Source organism: Streptomyces sp. NPDC005374, from assembly GCF_042872225.1.
Lineage (GTDB): Bacteria > Actinomycetota > Actinomycetes > Streptomycetales > Streptomycetaceae > Streptomyces.
The window spans coordinates 253,354-277,211 of the sequence record NZ_JBIAKA010000014.1 but is presented as its reverse complement, the minus strand read 5'-3'; the positions used below and the strand labels follow the sequence as shown (position 1 = coordinate 277,211).

Annotated in this window: 10 protein-coding genes; 7 read left to right on the top strand and 3 right to left on the bottom strand. The window is 66.7% G+C overall.

The genetic code is table 11. The annotated features are described in order from the left end of the window. Positions 1–678: 678 nt before the first annotated feature. Together ACFYRX_RS32670 and ACFYRX_RS32665 are read left to right on the top strand one after the other, a co-directional pair. Positions 679–7,434 carry a DUF3320 domain-containing protein gene (locus tag ACFYRX_RS32670; RefSeq protein ID WP_389107521.1) on the top strand — a complete coding sequence of 2,252 codons (6,756 nt, stop codon included), beginning with the start codon at positions 679–681 and terminating at the stop codon, positions 7,432–7,434. A gap of 301 nt (positions 7,435–7,735) precedes the next feature. Continuing rightward, positions 7,736–9,622 (top strand): DNA/RNA helicase domain-containing protein, encoded by a 1,887-nt coding sequence (locus tag ACFYRX_RS32665; RefSeq protein ID WP_389107518.1) that lies wholly within the window; start codon positions 7,736–7,738, stop codon positions 9,620–9,622. 95 nt (positions 9,623–9,717) lie between these two features. Here the strand turns inward: ACFYRX_RS32665 and ACFYRX_RS32660 are convergent, their stop codons facing one another. Further along, entirely contained in the window at positions 9,718–11,529 is a 1,812-nt protein-coding gene (locus ACFYRX_RS32660; protein WP_389107515.1) for an HNH endonuclease, read from the bottom strand. Positions 11,530–11,931: 402 nt separating this feature from the next. Here ACFYRX_RS32660 and pglW point away from each other — a divergent pair, with 402 nt between their 5' ends. Together pglW and pglX are read left to right on the top strand one after the other, a co-directional pair. After that, on the top strand, positions 11,932–16,635 hold the full coding sequence (gene pglW, locus ACFYRX_RS32655) for a BREX system serine/threonine kinase PglW (protein WP_389107513.1): 4,704 nt from the start codon (positions 11,932–11,934) through the stop codon (positions 16,633–16,635). Continuing rightward, positions 16,632–20,258 carry a BREX-2 system adenine-specific DNA-methyltransferase PglX gene (pglX, locus tag ACFYRX_RS32650; RefSeq protein WP_389107510.1) on the top strand — a complete coding sequence of 1,209 codons (3,627 nt, stop codon included), beginning with the start codon at positions 16,632–16,634 and terminating at the stop codon, positions 20,256–20,258. Before pglW ends, pglX begins: the two co-directional genes overlap by 4 nt. Here the strand turns inward: pglX and ACFYRX_RS32645 are convergent. Continuing rightward, positions 20,185–20,769 carry an ATP-binding protein gene (locus ACFYRX_RS32645; RefSeq protein ID WP_389107506.1) on the bottom strand — a complete coding sequence of 195 codons (585 nt, stop codon included), beginning with the start codon at positions 20,767–20,769 and terminating at the stop codon, positions 20,185–20,187. The genes pglX and ACFYRX_RS32645 overlap by 74 nt on opposite strands. 203 nt (positions 20,770–20,972) lie before the next feature. Between ACFYRX_RS32645 and ACFYRX_RS32640 the strand changes: the two genes are divergently transcribed. From ACFYRX_RS32640 to ACFYRX_RS32630, 3 genes are all read left to right on the top strand, one after another. Then, the gene (locus ACFYRX_RS32640; protein ID WP_389107504.1) at positions 20,973–21,803 is read left to right on the top strand and encodes a helix-turn-helix domain-containing protein; all 831 of its coding nucleotides are present in this window, start codon (positions 20,973–20,975) and stop codon (positions 21,801–21,803) included. Next, positions 21,800–22,003: a DUF397 domain-containing protein gene (locus ACFYRX_RS32635; protein ID WP_389107502.1), complete on the top strand. Its 204-nt coding sequence runs from the start codon at positions 21,800–21,802 to the stop codon at positions 22,001–22,003. The genes ACFYRX_RS32640 and ACFYRX_RS32635 overlap by 4 nt, the downstream gene beginning before the upstream one ends. 364 nt (positions 22,004–22,367) lie before the next feature. Further along, complete coding sequence (locus ACFYRX_RS32630; RefSeq protein WP_389107499.1) at positions 22,368–23,234, top strand: hypothetical protein; 867 nt, start codon at positions 22,368–22,370, stop codon at positions 23,232–23,234. Between the two features lie 161 nt (positions 23,235–23,395). Here the strand turns inward: ACFYRX_RS32630 and ACFYRX_RS32625 are convergent, their stop codons facing one another. Continuing rightward, positions 23,396–23,848, bottom strand: coding sequence for a hypothetical protein (locus ACFYRX_RS32625; protein WP_389107497.1), 453 nt, complete (start codon positions 23,846–23,848; stop codon positions 23,396–23,398). Positions 23,849–23,858: the final 10 nt, after the last annotated feature.

The window sequence follows — 23,858 nt, the reverse complement described above, 5'->3', positions numbered from 1 at the left end:
CGCTCGTCTGCGCAGCTCAAGAGGGTAAGGGGAAGGGCGTGCCATGACTCGATCCTCTCAAATGATCGAGTCCCTACCGAACCCGGAACGGTTCAAGGAGCTGCTCCAACAGGTGGTTGTCACCGAAGAAGCTCTTCACCGAGGCGTCCTCGTTGCGTTGAGGGCCCATGCCTGACCAGTTCAGGACGTATCCCCGTCGGTCCTCGTTGGGCAAGGAACGCCCGCTGGGCACGGCCGTTGCTCTCACGGAAGGGGAGGAGGACGTTCATGTCGCCGTACGGCGAGGCGAGTTGGATGATGAACTCCTGACGGGGGAGATCTCGCAGAGGCCGGACGAGGCGAGACGGCCGAAGGCCTCTCCGGCGTACAGCCCGACTCGTCTGACCTGACCGACGGGCCGTAGGCGAGGTGGCTGCGTTCGATGGAGGACCTGCAGGAGACGCCTGCGCCAGGCGGGCGCACCGAGGTTTCGCGAGCGCTGAGGAAACCGTTCGTAGTTCACGCTTCACGCACTGGTGAACTGACCGTACAATTCCGCATTCAGGGGGGATCAGCGGGACTTGTGCGGCCACCAGGACAGTACGGACGTCTGTGGCCGCGCTTTGCGTTGGAGGCAGAGGGGACTGCCGTCGACGCACATGCTCCGTTGGCCCAGAGGCGACAACATCAGGGGCCAGCGTGACGAACTCGGGTGATTTCGGGGGCAGCCAGGAGATCGACCGCCTCAAGTCGATGCTTGAGAGCTGGCGTAGTTCTCTGGTGGACCTGAGTGGCCGCAACCGGCTCCTCAACTTCCGTCACACCAAGTCGGCCACGCTGGAGATCTCGATCCCGTCCGCGCAGGAACTCCTCGAAGGCCTCGGCCGTGGCTGGGACTTCGCGCCGCTACCCGACGAGGAAGCGGAGACCGGCAAGGCCACGCGGACCGGCGATGTCGTCCTCGCGAAGAAGGGCGACCGCGCCGATGGAATCTGCACCCAGAAGACCACCGCGCCTTCTCTCTCGCGTGCGTTGAACAGCCTGCGGGCCAAAGCCACGCAGGTTTTCAACGACTACGGTCTGTGGACCCTCAACCTCGGTGTCGGCATGCTCCGTTGGTGTGAGGACGGAGCCCAGACAAGTAGCGACGCCCCCTTGGTTCTGATGCCGGTCGTCATCGAGCGAGCGCGCAACGGCCGGATCCGCCTCAGGGCCAGCGACGTCGAGGAATCGCGTCTCAACCCGGCTCTGAAAGCGAAGCTGCAGCAATTCCATATCGACTGGACGCCGGTCGTCGAGCAGGACCCCACGGACTTGCAGGCGGTGCTTTCCGCCGCGACTCGCGCGGTGGCCGGCAAACCCGGATGGCAGGTCTCCGACCGCGTGGTGCTCGCGCTCTTCGCCTCTCACAAGGAGTCGATGTACCAGGACCTGCTGGACAACGAGGACCGCGTTCTGGGCAGCGACCTTGTACGGGCGATGGCGCTGGGGCCGGACTCCGGACTGGCCTCCGACCATTTCGACTTCGAGGAGATCGAACTCGACCGGATCGACGAACTGAGTCCGCCGGAGGACAGCCCGCTGGTGCTCGACGCCGATGCCTCACAGAGGCAGGCCGTCGCCGCCGCCGTAGCTGGACAGTCGTTCGTTCTGGACGGTCCTCCCGGCACAGGCAAAAGCCAGACGATCACGAACATGATCGCCGGTCTGATGCACGCGGGCAGGAGTGTGCTGTTCGTCAGTGAGAAGGCGGCGGCCCTCGACGTCGTCCTCGACCGGCTGAAGTCGGTCGGACTGCACTCGTACGCCCTTGCGCTTCACAGTCACAACACCAGCCGCAAAGCGGTGGCCCAGGAGCTGGGTCGGGCGCTCGCGGAGGAGACGCGCGCACCACAACTGTCACAGCAGACCCTGGCGCAGGCCAAGGAACTGCGCCTCACGCTCAGCGCCTACGCCGAAGCGATGAACGAGGTCCGCGACCCGCTGGGACGGACCCTGCACGACGTGCTCGGTCTGGTCGGGCGGCTGTCCGAGGCGCCGGTGGCCTACCTGAGCCAGGGTGACGACATCTCCACGGAGGCAGAGACGAGGTTTCACGCCGAGACGTTCAGCGGCGAGGACCTGCGCCTGATCATCGAGGCGACGAAAGTCATGTCCGACGCCTGGGAGGCGGTTGCCGATCCGTCGTTCCCCTGGCGTCACCTGCGGGTGGGTATGCCCCATCCACGTCCTGTGCTGGAGCAGGCGCAGGCGGCGCGGGACGCGCTCGCGACGGCGGTCGACCGTTACCGAGACCTCGCGTCCGAGGGAGCGCCTGTCACGGATCAGAGTGGAATCGACCGTCTGATTGCGCTTCTGCGGCTGCTCGACGTGCGAAGCCCTGTTCCCGAAGCCTGGCTGACCACGGATGCCTTCGCAGACGAGGTGGACGACCGGGTGGACACCTTCCTGGTCGAGCTGCGCAAGGTGCAACGTACGAGCACCGCCGTCCGCGCGACAGTGGGGGAACGGTGGCAAGAACTGTCCACCAGGCTGAGGGCTGAACCCGGTGAGGCTGAGAAGGCGCTCTCGGCGATGGCGCCGCGCGGTCTCGACCTCGCCGGCCTCACGGAAGAGCGAGCGCGACAGTTCGCCGGCGAGTTCGGCGCCACCGCTGGTGTGTTGGAGAGGACTCTGCAGAGCCTCACCCGCGTCAGCCACATCGCCGGGCTCACGAATCCCGGCACTCCCGATGAAGCACGTCATCTGTGTGATCTGCTCGCCGTGGCCGCCACTGAACACCGTCCTCTTGAGCAGTGGTTGGTCCCTGACGGTCCTGCGCGGGCGGAGGAAGCGGCCGTGCGCAGCATCGCCGACGCACTGAGCGACTTCTTCTCACGACAGCACCAGGTGCTGTCCGCCCAGGCGTTCGCTACCGACCAGGCGGGGCCGGGGTGGGCTGAACTGCGCCCTGAACTGAGCGCAGGACGACCGGCCAACGAGCAGGCCCTTGCCACACTGGAACCGACGGGCGCGGACATCGCGTCGCTGACCGGCCGCGAAGCGGCAGACCTGGCCGAACGGTTCGACACGCTCGCCGACACACTTGAGATGGCCGCCAAACACGCCGACTCGGTGTCCGAGCGCCTCGGGTGCGGTCGGCCGAAGGCGACATCCGAAGCCGAGGACCTGGCCACGCTCGTAGTGCTCGCCACGGCCGAGGACCGCGGGCTCGAAGCATGGCTCGACCCCCGGACACTTCCCGGTGTCCAGGCAGCTGTCGCGGAGATCTCCTCGGCCGCCGAAGAACTGGCAGTTGCCGCGGAAGCGGCAGGCGACACTTTCCTGCCCGACATCCTCTCCACGCCTGAACTGCGCGAAGTGATCCACCGGCTCACGGAGGGCCGTCAGGGACTCACCGGCATGCTGTCCAGCGGCGTCCGGGCCGACCGCAAGCTCATGGCCCGACTGACGCACGGCGGCTCATGGCGCGGCGAACTCTACGACAAGCTGCCACTCGCCGACGCATGGTTCACCACGCACAGGAAGCTGCGGTCGCTGGCCACGACTCACGCCGAACTGATCGGCCGCTATCGCGGCACGGTGTTGCCCGACGTCCCGGCACTGCGCAAAGCACTCGCGCACGCCCAAGCGGTTCACAAGCTTGCACCGGAGACTGTCGCGGACCCCTACCGCCGGAGCACGCTGGCGGCTCACTTGGCCGACGGTCGGGAACCACACCCCGCGCTCGTCGAGCAGGGCACAGCACTGCGTAGTGAACTCGCAACGTGGCGAAGGGACTTGGACAGCCCATCGCTGGCGCCGCATGCGGCGGCCCTTGCCAAGCAGCCGCTGGATGACGCCGCCCGGTGGCTGCGGGCCCACGTCGCCCCGCTGCGACAGGCCGTTGCGCTGCTGGACACCGTGTCCTCGGTCGGGCGTCGGGACAACGGACCCGGTTCCGAGCACACGCTCGCCTCCGCGCGCACGGCGGTCACGGCCGCGCACTCAGCATTGAAGGAGACAGCCGCGTTCGCCGCTCAGGCGATAACTGACCGCAGCCTCTTGGGCCCCTGGTACCAAGGCCTCGACACACAGGCGGAAGACCTGCGGGACGCTGCGCCCAACAGCGTGACGGGCTATGAGCCCATGGGGCAGCTCCTGCTCCGTGGCCTCGACCTGACACGACAGCGACCAGGTCCGTACGCCACCGAGCAACAGCGCGAGTTGCTGGGCCGCTACGTTGCGGAAGGACACCCTCACACCGAGGCCTTGCGGACCGCTCTGGACTCCGCCCGGCTGGTCGCGCGCCTCGCACCCGACACGCTCTCGGAACCAGTACTTCGGGTCAGCCTTGTCGACGTACTGGCCGACGAACGACCCGAACCGGGCGAACTCCTCGCGCAGACGGACCAGATCCGCCGTGACCTGGACCTCTGGCAGGCGTACACCAGGCAGCCCCAGGTCGCGGCGGTCGGCACGGCACTCGCCGTGCGCCCCCTCGAACGGGCGGCGAGCTGGCTTCGCGCGCATGTGGAGCCCTTCGAAGACGCGGCCGACCTCATCCGCTCAACCGCCCGCGTCATCGACGCGGCGACTGGCCTCACCCTGTCCCGGGCCAGGGAAGCGGTGGCAGCCGTCGTCTCCGCCCGCGCCGCCGAGTCCTCATTCGCGGAGAACGACACCTCGTATCGAAACCTTCTCGGTTCCCTCTACCAGGGCCCCGAGACAGACCGCGATGCAGTCCTGGATGCGCTGGACTGGGCCCAGAAGGTACGCCGTACCGCGCACGCCGGCCACTCCGCACCGCTGTCGCAGGCGGCGGCCCGGCTGGTACTGACTGCACCCGCGGACTCTTCCGTTGGGGCTCGCGCCAACGACTGGCGCGGCCGGCGCGAGGCACTCGCCGGCTACTTCGAGCCTGAGCGGGCTGAGGAGCTTCGAGGCGAACTCGCAGAATCCCTCACCGCAGCGCAGTCCGTCTTGTCCCGCCTCGACTGCGACCCCTCCGGCCCGGAAGCCTGGACCAGCTGCGCCAACGCACGGACCCTGCTACGCCGATACCACCTCGACGGGCTGCCCGACCAGCTCGCCCGTCGAGAGGTCTCCGCCGAGGACTTCCCCGCAGCGATGGAACGCGCAGTGCTCACCGCGTGGGTCGAGCACCAACTCGCTGCCGACGGGAGGCTGAAGCCGATGCGTGCGGTGGAACGCGACCAGTTGGTGGAGCGCTTCCAGAGGGCGGATCAGGACCTGGTGGCGGCAGCACACGCCGAGGTCATCGCCGCCTGCAACTCCCGCATTCCCCGCCGGACATCGGTGGGTCAGGCCGCCGTGATCCGCCGCGAAGCAGAGAAGCAACGCCGTCACATGCCCGTGCGGCACCTGTTGCAGGAGACACGCGCCGTCGTACGGCTGGTCAAGCCTTGTTTCATGATGAGCCCACTGACGGTCAGTCAATTCCTACCGCCGGACTTCGAGTTCGACGTCGTCATCTTCGACGAAGCGTCCCAGGTGCTGCCCCAGGACGCGGTGAACTCCGTCTACCGGGGCAAGGCTCTCATTGTGGCGGGTGACCAGAAGCAGCTCCCGCCGACTTCTTTCTTCGCCGCAGCCAGTGACAGTGACGATGACGAGTGGGACGAGGACGCGACCGACAGCTTCGAGTCCATCCTCGACATGTGCAAGGCCAGCGGAGTCCTGCGCGGACTGCCCCTGCGCTGGCACTACCGCAGCCGACACGAGAACCTGATCGCCTTCAGCAACCACGACTTCTACGACAACTCCATGGTCACGTTCCCGGGCGCACTGGAACAAGGGCCGGACATCGGCGTGGAGTTCATCAAGGCGGACGGCGTCTACGACCGCGGCGGGAGCAGCGACAACCCTCTCGAGGCCGCCAAGGTGGCCCAGCGCGTCCTTCACCACTTCGACACCCGCCCCGAGCACACCCTCGGCGTGGTCGCACTGTCGAAGGCACAGGCGGAGGCGATCGAGGAGGCGGTGCAGAAGGCCAGGGAGACCCGCCCGGACCTCGAGCACCACTTCACGGAGGGACGGCTCGACGGTTTCTTCATCAAGAACCTCGAAACCGTCCAGGGCGACGAGCGCGACGTCATCATCCTCTCCATCGGCTACGGTCCCGACCACCGGGGCAAGCTGCTGTCGACGTTCGGTCCCATCAACCGGGAGGGCGGCTGGCGGCGCCTCAACGTGGCTGTGACCCGCGCCCGGCGTCGCATGGAGGTCGTCGCCTCCTTCCACGGAGGCGATCTGCCGGACAGCGGCAACAAGAGCGTGCAGCACCTCAAGCGGTACCTGCAGTACGCCCAGCACGGTCCTGCGATCCTTCAGACGGCGGCCGCCGATCCGGATGCGGCTCCCGAAAGTCCCTTCGAAGAGGAGGTCATCGACGTCCTGCGCGGCTGGGGGTATGAGGTCCAGCCGCAGGTGGGGGTCGCCGGCTTCCGTATCGACATGGCGGTACGGCACCCGGGCGCCCCCGGTACGTACGCGTTGGGTATCGAGTGCGACGGCGCTATGTATCACTCCTCCCGGGCGGCTCGGGACCGTGACCGGCTCAGGGAAGCGGTCCTGCGCGACCTTGGCTGGAAGCTGCACCGAATCTGGGGTACGGACTGGTACCGGAACCGGCGCGATGCGATGGCACGGTTGCGGGCCGCGGTGGAGGCTGCGTGCGCGGAGGATCCGCACGCGGTGCGAGCGGCGCCACCCGTGAGGGCGGTTGGAAGCGGCGACAACGGTGACAGCACGGCGGAGGCTGTGGAGGGGCCCGTGAGCACGGAGGGCGGGGGGCCTGGAGAGGTGTCCGGCGGTCCGGGAGTCTCGCGAGTGGAGTTCGTGCCTGTCGTCGTCGGCCCTGCGCCCTGGAGCCGTCCCTACCAGGAGGTCGACCTTCACCTGTTGGCTGAGGCACGTGACAGGTCGAGCAGACAGCGCGGTATGCGAGCCGTGGAGTTGCAGGACCCCGAGGCCCTCGACGTGGTGGCGGATGTGGCGCTGTGTGTGGTCGAGGTGGAAGGACCCGTCGAGAAAGAGGTGATCTACACCCGGGTCCGTCTCGCGTGGGGTCTCGGACGAGCCGGTCAGGTGGTTCGCGACCGCATCGACCGTGCTCTTCGCCGCCTGCTCAAGCAGGGCAAGATCGTCCACGTCGGTACGGCGTACGACAGGCCCGGCCACGAGACGGAGTTCGCCCGCACACCGACGGAGCGGTGCGCCCGACGAGTGGCGGAGGTCCCCGTGTCGGAGCGGCAGCTAGTCCTCAGGAACGTGGTCGACGAAGGACCGGGGGTGCATCGCGAGGACCTGTTGCGCGAGGTCGCCCGCTTCTTCGGGTGGGCGCGGCTCGGCGCTGATATCCGGGACGCGTTGACGGGTGACATCGACGCGTTGCTCGCCGCAGGGGACTTGATCGAGTCGGAGGGCGGACTGATGCCCGCGGAGGGTTCCTGATCCGTTGCTGACCCTTGCGCCCGCCGCATCCGTCGGGATGACGCGGGCGCCGTCGAGGTCGGCCGCGTCGGCTTTAGGGGCCAGAGGCTGCCACGCACGTCGGCATACGGCCATCGGTAGGGGAGACCGGGCACGGCGTGCGCTGCCGCCACTGGCCATCACCGGTACGACTGTGTGTACCGCCAGGTACCCTCGGACACATCGTCAACGCGGCCCGACGGGCTTCCGCTCCACCCCGGTGGAGTCTCGAAGGACATGCCCCCACCCGCACGAGTCTCTTCGTGCTGCCTGGGGGAAGTCCTTGCTGTTCCGCGCGTCCGCGAAAACGGTCGCCGTCATGGCACTCGACGGTTCGCTGTTCCTGCACCTCACCGACCAGTTCATCCACATGCACGGATATCGGCCCGGAGTATCGGAGGTGCGCTCCTGGGAGCGCAGCATCCCTCGGCTGACCGCCGCGCTCAACGACGCCGGCCTGGGCGACGTCGAGGTCATGCTGGAGTACTCGCTCCCGCTGAACAGTAAGCGTGCAGACGTGGTGCTCGCGGGAGTTCATCCGGTCACGGGCGAACCGTCGTACGTCGTGGTGGAGTTGAAGCAGTGGAGTCAGGCACTTCCTCACGAGGACGACCCGACCCTGTGCCATGTCGATGCGTATGCCCAGCCGGTCCTCAACCCCATCGAGCAGGTGCGCCGCTACTGCGATTACCTCGTCAATTTCAATGGTGCGGTCGCTGAACACGGCCAGAGGATGGCGGGAGTGGCGTATCTGCACAACGCCACCGAGTTCGGCGTGACCGGTTTGCGCGAGATCGAGCGTGACGGCCACGGACTGCTCTTCACCGAGGAACGTCGCGGTGCCTTTCTCGATCACCTTCGTACGAGGCTGAGTGCCAAGCATCCGGGGGGTCAGGCCGCGGACGAACTTCTTGCGGGTGCCAAGGTGCCGTCGAAGCAGCTCATGTCCGTGGCTGCCGAGGAGGTGCGCGAACGCACCCAGTTCGTCCTCCTTGACGAGCAGCAGGTCGCGTACCGCCTGGTGCTCAACGCGGTGGAGAAGGCGAAGCACGCCGATCGCAAGGAGGTCGTCATCGTCACGGGCGGCCCCGGCACCGGCAAGAGTGTGATCGCTCTGCAGCTTCTCGGAGAGCTCTACCGGCGCGGAGTTCCTGCTCTGCACGCCACCGGCTCGCAGTCGTTCACGAAGACGATGAGGAAGATCGCCGGAGCGCGCAAGCGTGAAGTCCAGGACCTGTTCAAGTACTTCAACAGCTTCATGACGGCCGAGAAGAACAGTCTGGGCGCGCTGATCTGCGACGAGGCACACCGCATCCGGGAGACCTCGGCCAACCGGTACACGCGCGCCGAGAACCGTACCGGCAGGGCACAGATCGACGAACTCATCGATGTCGCGTACGTGCCCGTTTTCTTCCTCGACGAGCACCAGGTCGTCCGCCCCGGCGAGATGGGCACAGTGGCCGACATCGAGGAGGCGGCGGCGAAACGGGACATCCCGTGCCGTGTGGTCCCTCTGGACAGTCAGTTCCGCTGCGGCGGAAGCGACGCGTACCTGCGATGGGTGGTACGGCTCCTCGGCTTGGAGGCAGGGGGCCCGGTCATCTGGCAACCCGACGGCCGCATGCAGCTCCTGGTCGCCGACAGCCCTCAGGAGATGGAGGCGTTCCTGGAGGCCCGACGAGCCGAGGGCTACGGTGCGCGCATGTCCGCCGGCTACAGCTGGCGCTGGTCCCCGGAGCCCAAGCCCGGCGCTCCGCTGCCGCCCGATGTCGTCATCGGTGACTGGGCCCGCCCCTGGAACCTGCGGGGCGACCGTTCCGTCTCCGGCGCGCCGCCGGCCGCTTTGTGGGCCACCGACCCGGCGGGCTTCGGACAGGTCGGCTGTGTCTACACCGCTCAGGGCTTCGAGTACGACTGGTCCGGTGTCATCGTCGGCCCCGACCTGCTCTGGCGCGAGAATCGCTGGGTCACCGACCGTGCGGCGTCGAAGGATCCCGTCTTCAAGCGGTCCACCTCCGACGCTGACGTGGACCGCTTGATCCGCAACACCTACAAGGTGCTTCTGACCCGGGGCATGGTGGGCACCGTTGTGTACGCGACGGATCCCGAGACGCGGGAGAAACTGCGGGAGTTGGCGGGTGGACCGACACGACAGGTCGTGTCGGTCTGACGCGTGACCGGATCCTGCTGGGCTCGGCGCATGGAGCGGCTCACCCTTGATGCGCATCGCGGGTGGCCGAGCGGCACGGCCGTGTGACCCGCTGCTCAGCTCTTCGTGATCCTGTTGAGTTCGCAAAGAGTCCGGTGGTAGTCCAGGTGTGCTTCGTCGATGTGATGACCATCGTGCTGCCGAAGCAGCCCCGCCGATTCGCCCCCGTGTGTATGCCTCACGACGCCGTCTACATCGACGTAGATTTCGAGCCCGTCGAAGAGAACGTGGTGGTTGGGGCACAGGCAGAGCAGGTTCGGCAGCTCGTCCGGACCGTCGTGAGGGTTCCCGAGGCCGCGTATGTGAGCGGCCTCGCTGTACGGTCTGCGCTTGTACTGCAGGCGTGTCTCGCAGACCTGGCAGGCGTGACCGTGCAGTTCCTTGACCCGCAGGGCGATCGCGGCGTCGCGAACAAGCTGAGAGGAGGTGCGCGTCCGTCGCGCAGCCGGACCGGTCGCCCGCTCGGTCGACGTGGCATCCTCCTGGCCGTCCGCGTCCTCGTCCCCGTCGAGCAGGCCATCAGCCGTGGCGTACCCGGCGAGGCCCACCCGGCTGAGCAACGCACGCTGGTCGACACCGTCGAAGTATGTGCTGCACACCTTGATCACGGCCTGCAGACGGATGAGGGGGTCTTTCAGTAGTTCAGCGCTTGTATGGGTGAGGCCGGCGACGGGCTGGATCGTGTCGAAGGCGCCTGCTCCCGGCACAGATCCGGCGTCCTGCTGTATCCCGTGCACCTCCCAGAGGCCGCTGCCACGCAGATGCCAGAAGGGGTACTCGGGGGTGACTTTGGAACCCGGGAGTCCGAACTCGTCGAGGAGCGGGCTCACTTCCGCCTGGAAGAGGGACCACGGTGTCAGACGTGGACTGTCCGCGGAAATCCGGGCTATCGCCCACAGCAAGGCCAACGGCTGGTGGCGGCTGGGCGCTTTGCTTCCTGGTTGACGATGAGTGCGGAGGGAGCCCAACTGCTGCAGCAGGCCCTCCGCGGTGAGCTGGTCAGACGTGATTGTGTCTGAAGGCGGCGTCGGTGGTGACGGAACTACCGGTCGGCTCTTCGCTGGTAGGAGCGGGAGGACGCTGCGGTATATCTCGGAGGACCGCAGAGTAAGGCTCCACAGAGGTGCCCGAACGTCCATCTGTCGCAGCAGGGGCGCTGCGAGGACAGGAGTGGGAAATTCCTCGACGTCCCCAAGCGCCATGATGTGTTCCCAGGTGGCGTTGGCATCGTCGACTCCCCAGACCCTCCGTGCCACAGGCGAGCTGGTGAACAGGTGGAGAATGCGCGCGCGAGCGAAGAAGTGGTTCGCCGTGTAGAAGTACACATCGTCGCCGACACGGCGATCTCGCAGGGCTCGCACTTTCTCGTTGTTGGCTTGCGCCGTGGGAGTGGCACCCCAGAGTCGGGCGACCCCGTCCGGATAGAGAACATTCAGCGTGGGCGCCTGGTCGCCGAGCACATCCTGAATGTCTGCGATACGGATGCCCTGGCGTACCGACTTGGCGAAGTTCTGTGCGCCTCGAAGTCGAGCTCCGCCGCGAGGCTGGAGAAGTATCTGCGGCTCCACCTGCTGCGGGGGGTCCGCATCGGTGACTCCGTCCTTGACGGTGAAGCCGAGCGCTCGCAGACGGTGTGCCACTGTGTGGGCGCCTCCGCTGAAGTCGTCAGCCGACAGCAGAGAGCCGACCGAGTACAGATGAGCTACGCCGGCTATGGCCTTCGAGTCGTAGCTGTCTCCGTCTACGACCAAGACGTACGTCAATGCCCGGCCGAAGCCGTATCGACGGCGAAACGTTTCGCGTCCCAAGTGCTGACACTCCGCGACTGCAGCCAGCACGCCTGCGCGAGTGATATCCCCAAGTCCCATGGCCAGGACATTAGTAGGTAGGTATGACAAGTGCTGTGGCGTGTTGATCCGCTGTCTCGCCACCTGGCCGCCTGCCCTGTCACTCCTGGGTGGTGTCGACGCGAACAGCGCGGTGCATGGTGCCAGGTTGTGCAGGGGGTGCCGCGTTGCAGAGCTTTCGATCGAGGCTCGGGCGCATCTGCACCAGAGGGCGCCGCCGACGTGCGGCACCGAGCTCGTCGTCTCACCTTCATAGGGCAAGAGGGATAAATCGCCCGTGTTATTTCGCGGTGCGAGGCGAATGGCCCGCAGCCCCGCTCTTCACGACCTCTTCTCGTGTCACGTGCACCCACTAGGATCTGCTGCAGGGGTCTGACCACGGGCTGCGGCGACCTCGAGGGACACGAGGAGCGGGGAACAGGCATGCGGGAAGGCCGGTGGGTCACGGTCACCGAGTCCGAGTTCGATCACGAACGCCGCGGCCTGGAGGCGATCCGGGAGAAGCTGCCGGACTCCGACCCCTGGCGTGCCTGGTCGAACTTCACCTTCACCGCGAACACCGGCCACGTCCGCGAGGTGGACCTGCTGGTCGTCGCCCCCGGCGGCGTCTGCATGATCGAGCTGAAGGACTGGCACGGCTCGGTCACCTCCGAGAACGGCACCTGGGTACAGACCACGCCCGGCGGCCGCCGCCGTACGCACGGCAACCCGCTGCACCTGGTCAACCGCAAGGCCAAGGAGCTGGCCGGCCTGCTCGCGCTGCCCGGCAACAAGCGGGTCTGGGTCGCGGAAGCCGTCTGCTTCACGGACAACAGCCTTCGTGTACGGCTGCCCGCTCACGACCAGAACGGCGTGTACACCGTCGACGAGCTGGTCGAGATGCTCAAGCAGCCGCCGCGCGACGAGCGGCGCCGCGTCACCGCGATCAGCTCGCGCGAGATCGAGACGGCCCTCAAGCACATCGGCATCCGCAAGAGCGACGCACAGTACAAGGTCGGCCCGTACGAGCTGGAGCGGAAGTCCTTCGACTCCGGCCCCACCTGGGCGGACTACCTCGCCCGTCACAGCGACCTGCCCGAGGCCGCCCGCGTCCGTATCTACCTCAGCGAGCGCGGCTCGGACGCCTCCCTGCGCCAGTCCGTCGAGAACGCCGCCCGGCGCGAGGCCGCGGTACTGGGCCGTTTCAAGCACCCGGGTGCGGTAGAGCTCAAGCAGTACTTCCCCTCCGGTCACGCGGCCGGACCCGCGCTGATCTTCGAGTACCACCCGGACACCTTGAAGCTGGACGAATACCTGGTCCAGTACGGCGAGAAGCTGGACATCCTCGGCCGGATGGCACTGGTCCGCCAGCTCGCCGAGACCATGCGCTCCGCGCACTCCAGCCGCATCCACCACCGAGCCCTCGCCGCCCGCTCAGTGCTCGTCGTCCCCCGGTCGCGCGGCAGGAAGGGCCAGGCGGTGGGGGAGGAGGCAGCGTGGCTCACCCCGCACCTCCAGATCTCCGACTGGCAGATCGCCACCCAGCGCAGCGGCGACTCCTCCCAGGGCCAGGGCATGACCCGCTTCGCGCCTACGGCCCTGTCCGCGATGCACCTGGCCGACGATGCCGACGCCTACCTCGCCCCCGAACTCACCGCCCTCAACCCCGACCCGGTCCACCTCGACGTGTACGGGCTCGGCGTCCTCACCTACCTCCTGGCCACAGGCAAGGCCCCGGCCGCCAGCCAGGCCGAGCTGCTGGCCCGACTGGAAGCCGGGGAAGGCCTGCGCCCCAGCTCCCTGGTGGACGGTCTGTCGGAGGACGTGGACTTCCTGGTGCAGGCCGCCACCGCCTACCGGCCGGGCCAGCGCCTGTCCAGCGTGGACGAGTTCCTGGAACTCCTGGAGGCCGTCGAGGACTCCCTCACCGCCCCGGCCCAGGCGGCCACCGCTACGGAGGGGCTAGCCGACGAGGATGACGAAACCGCCGCCGACAAGGACCCGCTGGAGGCCGTCGCCGGTGACCTGTTCGCCGGCCGGTGGGAGATCCGCCGCCGCCTCGGTACCGGCTCCACCAGCCGCGCCTTCCTCGTCCGCGACCTCCAGGCCGAAGCCCGCAGGACCCGCCCGCTGGCCGTGCTGAAGGTCGCCCTCTCCGACAGCCGCAGCGAGATCCTCGCCCGCGAGGCCGAGGCCATGGGACGCCTGCGCCCGCACTCCGGCATCATCCGTCTCGTCGAACCCGAGCCGCTGCAGATCGGCGGCCGTACCGTCCTGGCACTGGAGTACGTCGGCGACGAGCGCGACGACGCCGGGCAGGGCACCGAGGGCGGGAGCCGCCCGCGCCGTCGTGAGGAAACGGTCGCCCGCCAGCTCCGCGACAACGGCCGCCTTCAGGTGGACCAGTTGGAGGCGTACGGCGACTACCTCTTCGGCGCCGTCGACTTCCTGGAGGGCGAGGGCGTCTGGCACCGCGACATCAAGCCCGACAACATCGCCATCCGCATCCGCCCCAACCGCACCCGTGAACTCGTCCTCATCGACTTCTCCCTCGCCGGCTACCCGGCGAAGAGCACCAACGCGGGCACCGACGGCTACCTCGACCCCTTCGTCGACGTCATCACCCGCGGCTCGTACGACTCGCACGCCGAGCGGTACGCCGTCGCCGTCACCCTGCACCAGATGGCCTCCGGTGAGCTGCCCAAGTGGGGCGACGGCAGTCTCCTGCCCCGCATGACCGACGCGAAGGAGTGGCCGTACCCGACCATCGCGGCCGAGGCCTTCGACCCGGCCGTACGGGACGGTCTCGTCGCCTTCTTCCAGAAGGCCCTGCACCGCGACGCCGGCCAGCGGTTCCCCGAGCTGAAGCCGATGAGGGACGCATGGCGCAAGGTCTTCCTCGACGCCTCCCAGACGGTCCCGTCCAGCCACCGTTCCCGCCACCCGGCCGTCGCGACCACGGGGGAAGGGACACCCGCCGAGGGAGCCGTCGCAGCGGTGATCGCGGACGCCGAGCCGGAGACCGCTGAGCAGCAGCGCGACCGCCTCGCCGCCGAGGTCACCCGCGACACCCCGCTGACCGTCTCCGGCCTCACGCCCGCAGCCCAGTCCTTCCTCTACGGCCTCGGCATCACCACGGTCGGCGAACTGCTCGACTACAGCCGCCGCAAGCTCGTCAACGCCCCCGGCCTCGGCGCCAAGACCCGCAACGAGGTCCAGCAGCGGCAGCGCGAGTGGGGCGAGCGGCTACGCGAGATCCCGGTCTCGCCGCTCACGCCGAAGGGTCGTGCGGAGGCCAAGGAGGAGCTGGAGCAGCTCACGGCGGCTGAGTCGGCCTTGGTGGGCCACCTCGCGGCGGGCGAGTCGGCGAGTGCGCTGCCCGCCCGCACGCTGCGCTCGGTCAGCCTCGACACCCTCGCCACCGTCTTCGTGCCCGCCGTCAACAACAACGGCTCCAACCGCAACAAGGCGGAGATGGTACGGCTGTTGCTGCGCCTGCCCGACGAGCACGGGGTCCTGCCGGACATCGGTGTCTGGCCGAAGCAGAAGGACGTCGCGGAGGGTCTTGGGCTGAGCCATGGCCGTATCCCGCAGATGCTCAAGGACGAGCGCAAGCGCTGGAAGGCGGAGCCCGCCGTCCAGGCACTGCGCGAGGAGATCATCGATCTGCTGGTGACCATGGGGCGCGTCGCCTCGGCGGTGGAGATCGCGGATGCCCTGGCGGTCCGGCGCGGTACGCATCTCGCGGGGCGGGAGCAGCGGCGGGCGATGGCGTTGGCGGCCGTACGGGCTGTGGTCGAGGTCGAGCAACTGGCGCCGCAGGAGGCCGAGTTCCAGCACCAGCCGAACCGCAAGGCGACGGACGAGTCCCTGGGCGCAGGCCTGCTCGCCCTCGACGTACGGGAGAACGACGGCCCGGACACCCCGACCGCGCCGGGTCTGCTGGAGTACGCGACCCGGCTTGGTCGTACGGCGGACCGGCTGGCCAAGCTGGACACGCTGCCGACGGCGGCGACTGTCCTGGCCGAGCTGGGCGCGCTGACGGTGCCGCCCGGCTCGGTGGACTGGGACGAGCGGAGGATGGTGGAGCTGGCGGCTGCGGCGTCGGTGAATGCTGCGGCTACTCCGCGCCTGGAGATCTATCCGCGTGATCTGTCCCTGGTCCGGGCGCTGCGCCTCACGCAGGCCGGGCTCGTCCGCTGGATCCCCGGAATGCCGGAGGGGCAGCAGCCGGGCCTGACCGGCGAGGCCGTGCACGAGCGGGTCCGGGCTCGCTTCCCGGAGATGGTCGTTCCTGACGGGCGTGGCGGCACGTACCACGAACTGCCGACGGGGGGCCCGCTCACCAAGGCGTTGCGCGACGCCGGCTTCGAACTGTCCCTCAACATGCACGAACGCGAGGGCGTGCTGCGCTACCTGCCGACGCGGGTGGACGACGCGTCGAGCTATCTGACGACGGGTGCGTGGCGACAGTCGACGCGTACGGGCGCGGTGACGCGGTACGCCGACGACCCGCAACTCGCGGGCGCGGTACGCGCGGAGGAACGGCTCCTCGCGTCAGCCCGCCGGGACGGGTACCGGGTGCTGACCGTACGGCAGCAGCTGGTGCGGGACGCGGTGCGGGAGCTGGGCGCCGGGCGGCTGGGCACGGATGCGGTGTCGGTGACGGAGCTGTTCCTGGAGGCCCTGCATGCTCAGGTCACGCCCGGCACCAAGCCCACCTGGGAGACCCTGCTCAAGGCGGACGCCGCCGAGCCGGGCTCGAAGGGCGCGGTGCGGTTCGCGGAGTACACGCGGACGGCGTGGGGTGCGGTGGAGCCCCGGATCTCGGAGCTGCTGGGCAACGGTGGCGGCGGGGCCGGGCCTGTGCTGCTGACGGAGGCCGGGGTGTTCGCGCGGTACGACGCGATGGGCGTCCTGGACCGACTCGCGTCGGTGGCCCGGCAGGGCGGGCGGGGGCTGTGGCTCCTGGTCCCGCAGAGCGATCCCTCGCGCGAGCCCCGGCTCGGACAGGTGGCCGTGCCGTACCAGGCCGGCCTGGGGGAGTGGATTCAGCTTCCGGACACGTGGGTGGGCAACGCCCATCGCGGGTCCGGCGAGGGTGTGGCAAGTGCTAGTGCGAGTGGTGTCGAGGGAGACGTCAAGTGATCGACCGCAAGGCTCTGTTGAACGACCTGAAGCAGCAGGTCAAAGCGGTCGAGACCGACCTCGGGCGCCAGGTGAAGGCGCTGGGGGATGTCGGCGCGCGGTTGAAGGCCGAGTACGACCAGGCACGCAAGCTCGGGCGTACGGCGGCGACGTGGACCTCGTGGCTGGACGAGCGGGTCACGCAGGTCGCGGTGGCGTGGGTGCTGGGGACAGTGTTCGTACGGTTCTGCGAGGACAACCGGCTGATCCCGGAGCCGTATCTGACGGGGCCGGAGGGTGACCGGCGGGAGCTGGCAGAGTCGCGGTACGACGCGTATGTGGAGTCGGACGAGGATCCGACGTATCGCGGGTGGCTGGAGAGGGCGTTCGAGGAGCTGGGGCAGGGGCAGGCGGGACGGCTTCTTTTTGATAAGCGGCACAACCCGCTGTACCAGGTTCCGCTTTCGCATGACGGGGCGCGGGAGTTGGTGGAGTTCTGGCGGGGGAGAGATGAGGGCGGTGTTCTCGTCCATGACTTCACCGATCCGCTGAACGAGGACGGTACTGAGGGGTGGGACACGCGGTTCCTGGGGGATCTGTACCAGGATCTGAGCGAGGCGGCGCGGAAGACGTACGCGCTGCTCCAGACACCGGAGTTCGTGGAGGAGTTCATCCTCGACCGGACGATGAATCCGGCGGTGCGGGAGTTCGGGTACGAGGAACTGAAGATGATCGACCCTACGTGTGGGTCGGGGCACTTTGTGTTGGGGGCGTTTCGGCGGTTGGTGCGGCTGTGGGGGGAGGGGCAGCCGGGGAAGGACGTTCACGAGCGGGTGCGGGCGGCGCTGGACTCGGTGCACGGGGTGGACATCAATCCGTTCGCGGTGGCCATCGCACGGTTCCGGCTGCTGGTCGCGGCCATGGCGGCGAGTGGCGTACGGACGCTGGCGGAGGCCGGGAAGTATGCATGGCCGATTCGTCTAGCTGTAGGTGACTCCCTCATCAAGAGTCGCCAACTTGAATTGCAGCTGGGAGACGAAAGCGATGGTATCGATGCACTCGCTGATTTTGTGTATTCCACAGAAGACGTGCATGAATATCCGGGAATCCTCACTGAAGGGCGCTATCACGTCGTCGTCGGGAACCCGCCATACATTCAGGTCGAAGACAAGAATATGAGCGAGGTGTACCGGTCCCTCTATAAGAGTTGCTTCGGACTGTACAGCCTTTCCGTTCCATTCGCGGAACGTTTCTTTCGCCTGGCGCTTTCTGGTGGAGCGAGTGGAGAAGAGTTCGGTTTCGTGGGGCAGATCACCGCGAATTCCTTCATTAAGCGAAAGTTTGGGAAAGCTCTTATTGAGGCTTTTTTCGCCCGAACTGTGGAGCTTACGGAGATCATCGACACATCAGGTGCGTATATCCCAGGTCACGGCACTCCCACGGTAATTCTTTTCGGCCGCTCTCGAAAAGGTGATCTACGGGCGCCGACAGTCCGAGCGGTATTGGGCATTCGCAGTGAGCCGAAGGCTCCTGCCGATCCCGAAGAAGGTCTTGTCTGGCGCGCCATTATCCAGCAGGTTGACGCTCCGGGATGTGAATCAGAGTGGGTCAGCTCACGGGATGTGGAACGTGAACAGTTCTCGTCTCACCCCTGGAATCTCAGTGGTGGTGCAGCCATGGAAGTCCAGGGCGTGATCGAAGGGGTCAGTTCCTCGCGACTTTCGAGTCACGGGCTCCTGTACCGAATTGGGTTCGATGGTGACACGCACGCTGATGAAGCCTTCACTTTCTTCTTTTCCGGGCCATTGGCCAGGCGAGCCGGTGTGCTGCACGGGAAGGTGGGGCATCGCGGTGACCAGGTCCGGGACTGGGGGTTCGTTGATCGAGATTTCATGTCCTTCCCTTACGGTGAGGATCGGGCTCCGCTAGGCTTTGCTGAGCTGAGCCCGGACTTCGTCAGGCATTTCTGGCCGCTGCGTACGGAACTCTGGTCTCGCACTGTGGGCTCTGGAAGCACGTATTCCCAGGCCGGAAAGGGGTGGTGGGAGTGGCATCAGCTTCCCAAGGACCGACAAGCCCATGAGTGGGCGCTGGCCTTCAGTGAAATTTCTACACACAACCATTTCACGCTTAGCCGTGGTGAAACTCTCTTCAATCGCACCGCTCCGGTCGTGAAGCTCAGTAGTGGCGCTACACACCAGGACTTCTATGACCTTGCGGCCCTGTTGAACAGTTCGACGGCTTGTTTCTGGCTGCGGCAGGTTAGTCACAACAAAGGGCGGCCCGGTGCAGAGCAAGCAGGTGCCGACGAACCGTGGGAACACCGCTTCGTATTCAACTCTACGAACATTAAGAACTTTCCACTGCCTCCACGCTTTCCTACTGAACTTGCGAGGGAATCTGCTGTAGTGGCGTCCGCGTTGCAAGTTTGTTGTTCACCCGAAAAAATTGCCTCCAAGTCTCACACTCCCACCGCCCATGATCTTCGCGAAAAGAGAGCGGAGTGGCGGCGCCTTCGTATGCGCATGGTGGCCATCCAGGAAGAGTTGGACTGGTGGTTCTATTGGGCCTATGGATTGACTGACGAAAATCTTTGCTGTTCGGCAGAGGATATCCCTGACGTTGATCCCGCTGAGCGTGCGTTTGCCATCAAACTTGCAAGGGGTGCGCGTGATGGGACGTTGAAGACGTCATGGTTCGATCACCACAATCACAAGCATGCGCAAGTTTTCGATATGCCGAGCCGTTGGTCCGCGGCCTATAAGGAAATCGTTTCTCGGCGTATTCGAAAAATGGAAGAAGTTCGCGCTGTCGGGCTTATCGAGAAGCCCGAGTTTAAGCGGCGGTGGGAGAACGCGAGCTGGGATGCCTTGCAGGAGAAGGCCCTGCGTTCCTGGCTGCTCGACCGCATGGAGAACCGCGACCACTGGTTCGACGAGAACGGGCAGCCCGCCATCCTCACCCTGGCTCGCCTCAATGACGCCCTCTCCCGTGACGAGGACTTCGTCTCCGTCGCCAAGCTCTACGCGCCCCGCAAGGAACTCGCCAAGGTCGTCGCCGAGCTGATTACCGGCGAGCATGTGCCGTTCTTGTCCTCCCTGCGCTACAAGCCCTCCGGCATGAAGAAGCGCGCTGACTGGGAAGAGGTCTGGGACCTCCAGCGCAAGGAGGACGCCGCGCCCGACGAGCCCGCCAAGCGGAAGATCCGGGACTCCATCCCCGTGCCGCCGAAATACACCTCGGCTGACTTCCTCCGCGCCTCGTACTGGAAGGCACGCGGCAAGCTCGACGTGCCCAAGGAGCGGTTCGTCTCCTACGGGCAGACCAACGCCGCCACCCCCGAGCTGTACGGCTGGGCTGGCTGGGATCAGCGGGAGCAGGCGCAGGCGCTCGCCACGTACTTCACCAACACCGCGCTGTCGACCGAGGAGATCACGCCGTTCCTCGCCGGCTTGCTGGAGCTCCAGCCGTGGCTGTCCCAGTGGCACAACGAGTTCGACATGAACTACAGCGGGTCCCCGGCGGACTTCTTCGCCGGTTACCGCCAGCAGAAGCAGGGCGAGCACGGGCTCACCGACGGCGATCTCCGGAAATGGCAGCCCCCGGCCGCAACCCGAGGTCGTCGCGCCGCTGTGAAGAAGTAGTCGCAAACGACTCGGTGTTGTGCCCGTACGCCGATGCCGAGTCTGCCGGACGAAGGGCCGCCGAGTGCGTATGCGGGCGGCCTCCGGTCGGTACCCGCAGCTCCGCCCAGACCGTTTTGCCGGGGGCGGCCGGGCGAGGCGTGACGCCCCAGTCGTCCGCGAGGGCGGCGACGAGAAGCAGGCCGCGGCCGGACTCGGATGTGGAGTCGGGGGCCGGGGGAGTGGTCGGGGGCTGTTTCTCGGCGCGGGTGTCGGTTACCTCGATGCGGAAGGTGCCCTCGGCCAGAGTGAGTTGGAGGTTGAAGTCCCGGCCGGGGACGTGGCCGTGGCGTACGGCGTTGGCACTGAGTTCGGCCGTGATGAGGGTGAGTGTCTCGTTGACCGGGGTTGTGTAGGGGTGGCCCCAGTCGTTCAGGCGGTGCGAGACCAGTCTGCGGGCGAGGCGGGCACCGCGTGGGGTTGAGGTGAAGCGCATGGTGAACTCGCGTTCGGGTGCGGGGTGCTGTGGCATATGCCCATTCGGGGGAGTTGCTGACTTCATGCGGTCAACAGTCACGGACTCTGCGTAGCGTTGACCAGGAGCGACGTGCTGACGGGTGCGGGCTGTACACGTGGGCGGCGCGCTTGTACGTGGTGGCGGGCGTGACCGGTTCCCTGGCCGTGGGTTGGGCGGGAGTCCGGTGACTGTGAAGGTCGTACGGGAGGAGCTGCGGCGTGGACGACGAGGTTCAGCAGCCGGAGTACGAGGTCGGGACAGGCATGTTGTGCGTGTTCGGGCGGCAGTTGAAGTTGTTCCGTGAGCTGGCGGGCATGGACCGCGCGAGGCTCGGGTCGCTGACCGGGTACTCGGCGTCGACGATCGCGTCGTTTGAGCAGGCGAGACGTATTCCGCCGCCGAAGTTCATCGACCAGGCCGATGAAGTGCTGGACGCGGGTGGGGTGTTGAGCGCGAGCAAAGAGGAGGTGGCTCGGGCTCAATATCCGGCGTTCTTTCGGGACGCGGCCAAGTTGGAGGCCGAGGCGGTTGTACTGCATGTGTACGCCACCCAGGCGGTGCCAGGACTCTTGCAGACCGAGGAGTACGCGCGGGCGGTCTTCGCCATGTGGCGCCCGCAGTTGGATGAAGAGGTCATCGAGCAGCGGTTGGCTGCTCGACTGGCACGACAGGGGATCTTCGATCGGCGGCCAGCTCCGCATCTGAGCTTTGTGATCGAGGAGGCCGTGCTTCTGCGTCCGCTCGGTGGTGCGGCGGTATGGCGGGGGCAGTTGGAGCAGATCCTGCTCATCAACGAGAGGCGGAACGTGGAGATCCAGGTGATGCCGCTCTCCCGTCAGGACCATGCGGGATTGGCTGGGCCGTTCACCTTGATGGAGATGAAGGATGGGCACAGGATCGCCTACGCGGAGGTTCAAGGCGACAGCCGTGTGCACACGGAGCGTCAGAGAGTCCGGGAGCTTGAACGCACGTACGGGACTCTGCGCGCGCAGGCTCACACTCCGGCAGAATCATGTGCACTGATCGAGAAGCTGTTGGGAGAGAGATGAGCGGGGATAAGGCCAAGCGCGGCCTGGACGGACTGGCATGGTTCAAGAGCAGTTACAGCGCTGGCAACGGCGGCGAATGCGTCGAGGTCGCCGCCCGCCCCGGCAAGGTCCACGTCCGCGACTCAAAGGACACAACCCGTACTGCACTGGCCGTACAACCCACGGCGTGGACCGCGTTCGTCGAGTTCGCGGCACTCTGACAAGGCAGGGTCCTCGGCAGGCGTGTGCTTGCCGAGGACCCTACATGTGTCCGTCTCGCGCGGCACCTTCAGTGGTCCCGGTGTCTTGTCCGCAAGGTGTCGTCCCGGCCTGGGTCTGCCAGGACGCTCAACGCCCGCACAAGGGGACTCAGTTCGCGGCGGCAGATGACGTTCAGAGCCCTGCCGGACCCAGCCGGCGTTCGCCGGAACGCAGGGGCAGCAGGGCGTCGCCGAGCACCCAACTCAGCCGTACAGACCATGCGTTGTGGCCGACCCGCCTTCCAACCGTCACCCACATGAGTCAGCCCGAACCGAGCTGACACAACATGGTCACCGGAAGGCGGAGTTACTGTAAGTTCCTGCTATGAATGAGGGCAAAGTGAGCGAGAACCCCGAGTCGCGCTTCTCCGCAGTGCTGGTGGGCTCGGCCAGGCTTCCGGGCGTGCGTATCCACCGGGAGGCGTACCTCCGGAAGGCGCTGGCACGCTATTGCTCCGAGGACCAGATCCGCGTAGCCGTCGAGGAGACCCCCGCAGCGGCGGGTATCTCTCTCGATGTTCTGGACAAGGCGGCCAACGACTCCATCCGCTACGAGACCACGAAGGTCAGCGCTCTCTCTGCCGCTGCCGGGCTACCCGGTTTGTTCGCGCTTCCCGCCACCGTGCCCGCCGACATGGCCCAGTACTTCGGCCACATGCTGCGTATCGCGCAGAAGCTCGCCTACCTCTACAGCTGGCCCGATCTGTTCTCTGACGACGGCGATGACGTCGACGACGCGACCATGGGGGTGCTCACGCTGTTCTTCGGCGTGATGTTCGGTGCCCAGTCGGCGAACGTCGCTGTGGGGAAGGTCGCCGAAATGATGGCGAAGCAGGTCGCCAAGAAGCTGCCCCAGAAGGCACTGACCAAAGGCGTCATCTATCCCGTAGTGAAGAAGGTCGCGGCCTACATCGGTGTCCAGATGACGAAGCAGACCTTCGCGAAGAGCGTCTCGAAGGCCATTCCCGTCATCGGGGCCGCTGTTTCCGGCGGGCTCACCTTCGCCACCTACCGCCCCATGGCCAAGCGGCTGAAGAAGCACCTCTCCGAATCGGAACTGGCGAAGCCTATGCACCGAGTCGTGGTTGTGGATGCGGAGGAAGTTCACGAGCCCTTCGCCACAGAACACGCTGAGCAGCAGCATGATGCGGACGAAACTGCCGTCGAACTGGAGAAGCCTCATACCTCTTGACGCACCGGCGTTGACCGGTAGTGGTGATGTCGTGACTGGCGTCCCCGCTCCAGGTCGTGCCGAAGTCGACGACGCCGCCTTGCCGCTGGAGCGAAGGACGATGCTGTTGGCGGCATTGATGTCCCGATGAGTCAGGTCCGTCCCGTCTCAAGCACCGCTGCTCACGAAGACGACGGCGTATCGGCGTGAACGTACACATCGCCCTCGGCGACATCGTCGATCTCCTCGGCTCGCACGACGGAGAAGCCGGCCAGCCGCAGGATCCCGATCAATGCCGTCTGCATCAGACGAACCACCTCGGCGTAGTGCTTCCACTCCGGCGCCGCCGGATCCTGCCGTTCCGTCACCGCCCGCATACCGGCCTCTGCCAGCTCCGGGGCGTTCCAGCGGACGTAGAGGCCCCCGGCGTACTCGCCCTGGGTGTCGACTTCCACCCAGACGCCGGGCTGGTTCGGCTCTTCCGGACGCTCGACATGGGCGGGAAGACCGGCGCGGTGGAGTTCTCGGCAGACCCGGCCTGCCAGATCGTACCCAGCGGCGATGATTTCCTCCGAGGCATACGGTTGACCGTCCGCCTCGGCTTTGGCTCGACTCTCGGGGTCTATGTAAGTCACTCGGCATCTC

What these genes read in the sequence shown, in the direction of transcription:
- ACFYRX_RS32660 (WP_389107515.1), bottom strand. Translation starts at nt 11,529, where the DNA reads ATGGGACTTGGGGATATCACTCGCGCAGGCGTGCTGGCTGCAGTCGCG.
- ACFYRX_RS32645 (WP_389107506.1), bottom strand. Translation starts at nt 20,769, where the DNA reads ATGCCACAGCACCCCGCACCCGAACGCGAGTTCACCATGCGCTTCACC.
- ACFYRX_RS32630 (WP_389107499.1), top strand. Translation starts at nt 22,368, where the DNA reads ATGAATGAGGGCAAAGTGAGCGAGAACCCCGAGTCGCGCTTCTCCGCA.
- ACFYRX_RS32635 (WP_389107502.1), top strand. Translation starts at nt 21,800, where the DNA reads ATGAGCGGGGATAAGGCCAAGCGCGGCCTGGACGGACTGGCATGGTTC.
- pglW (WP_389107513.1), top strand. Translation starts at nt 11,932, where the DNA reads ATGCGGGAAGGCCGGTGGGTCACGGTCACCGAGTCCGAGTTCGATCAC.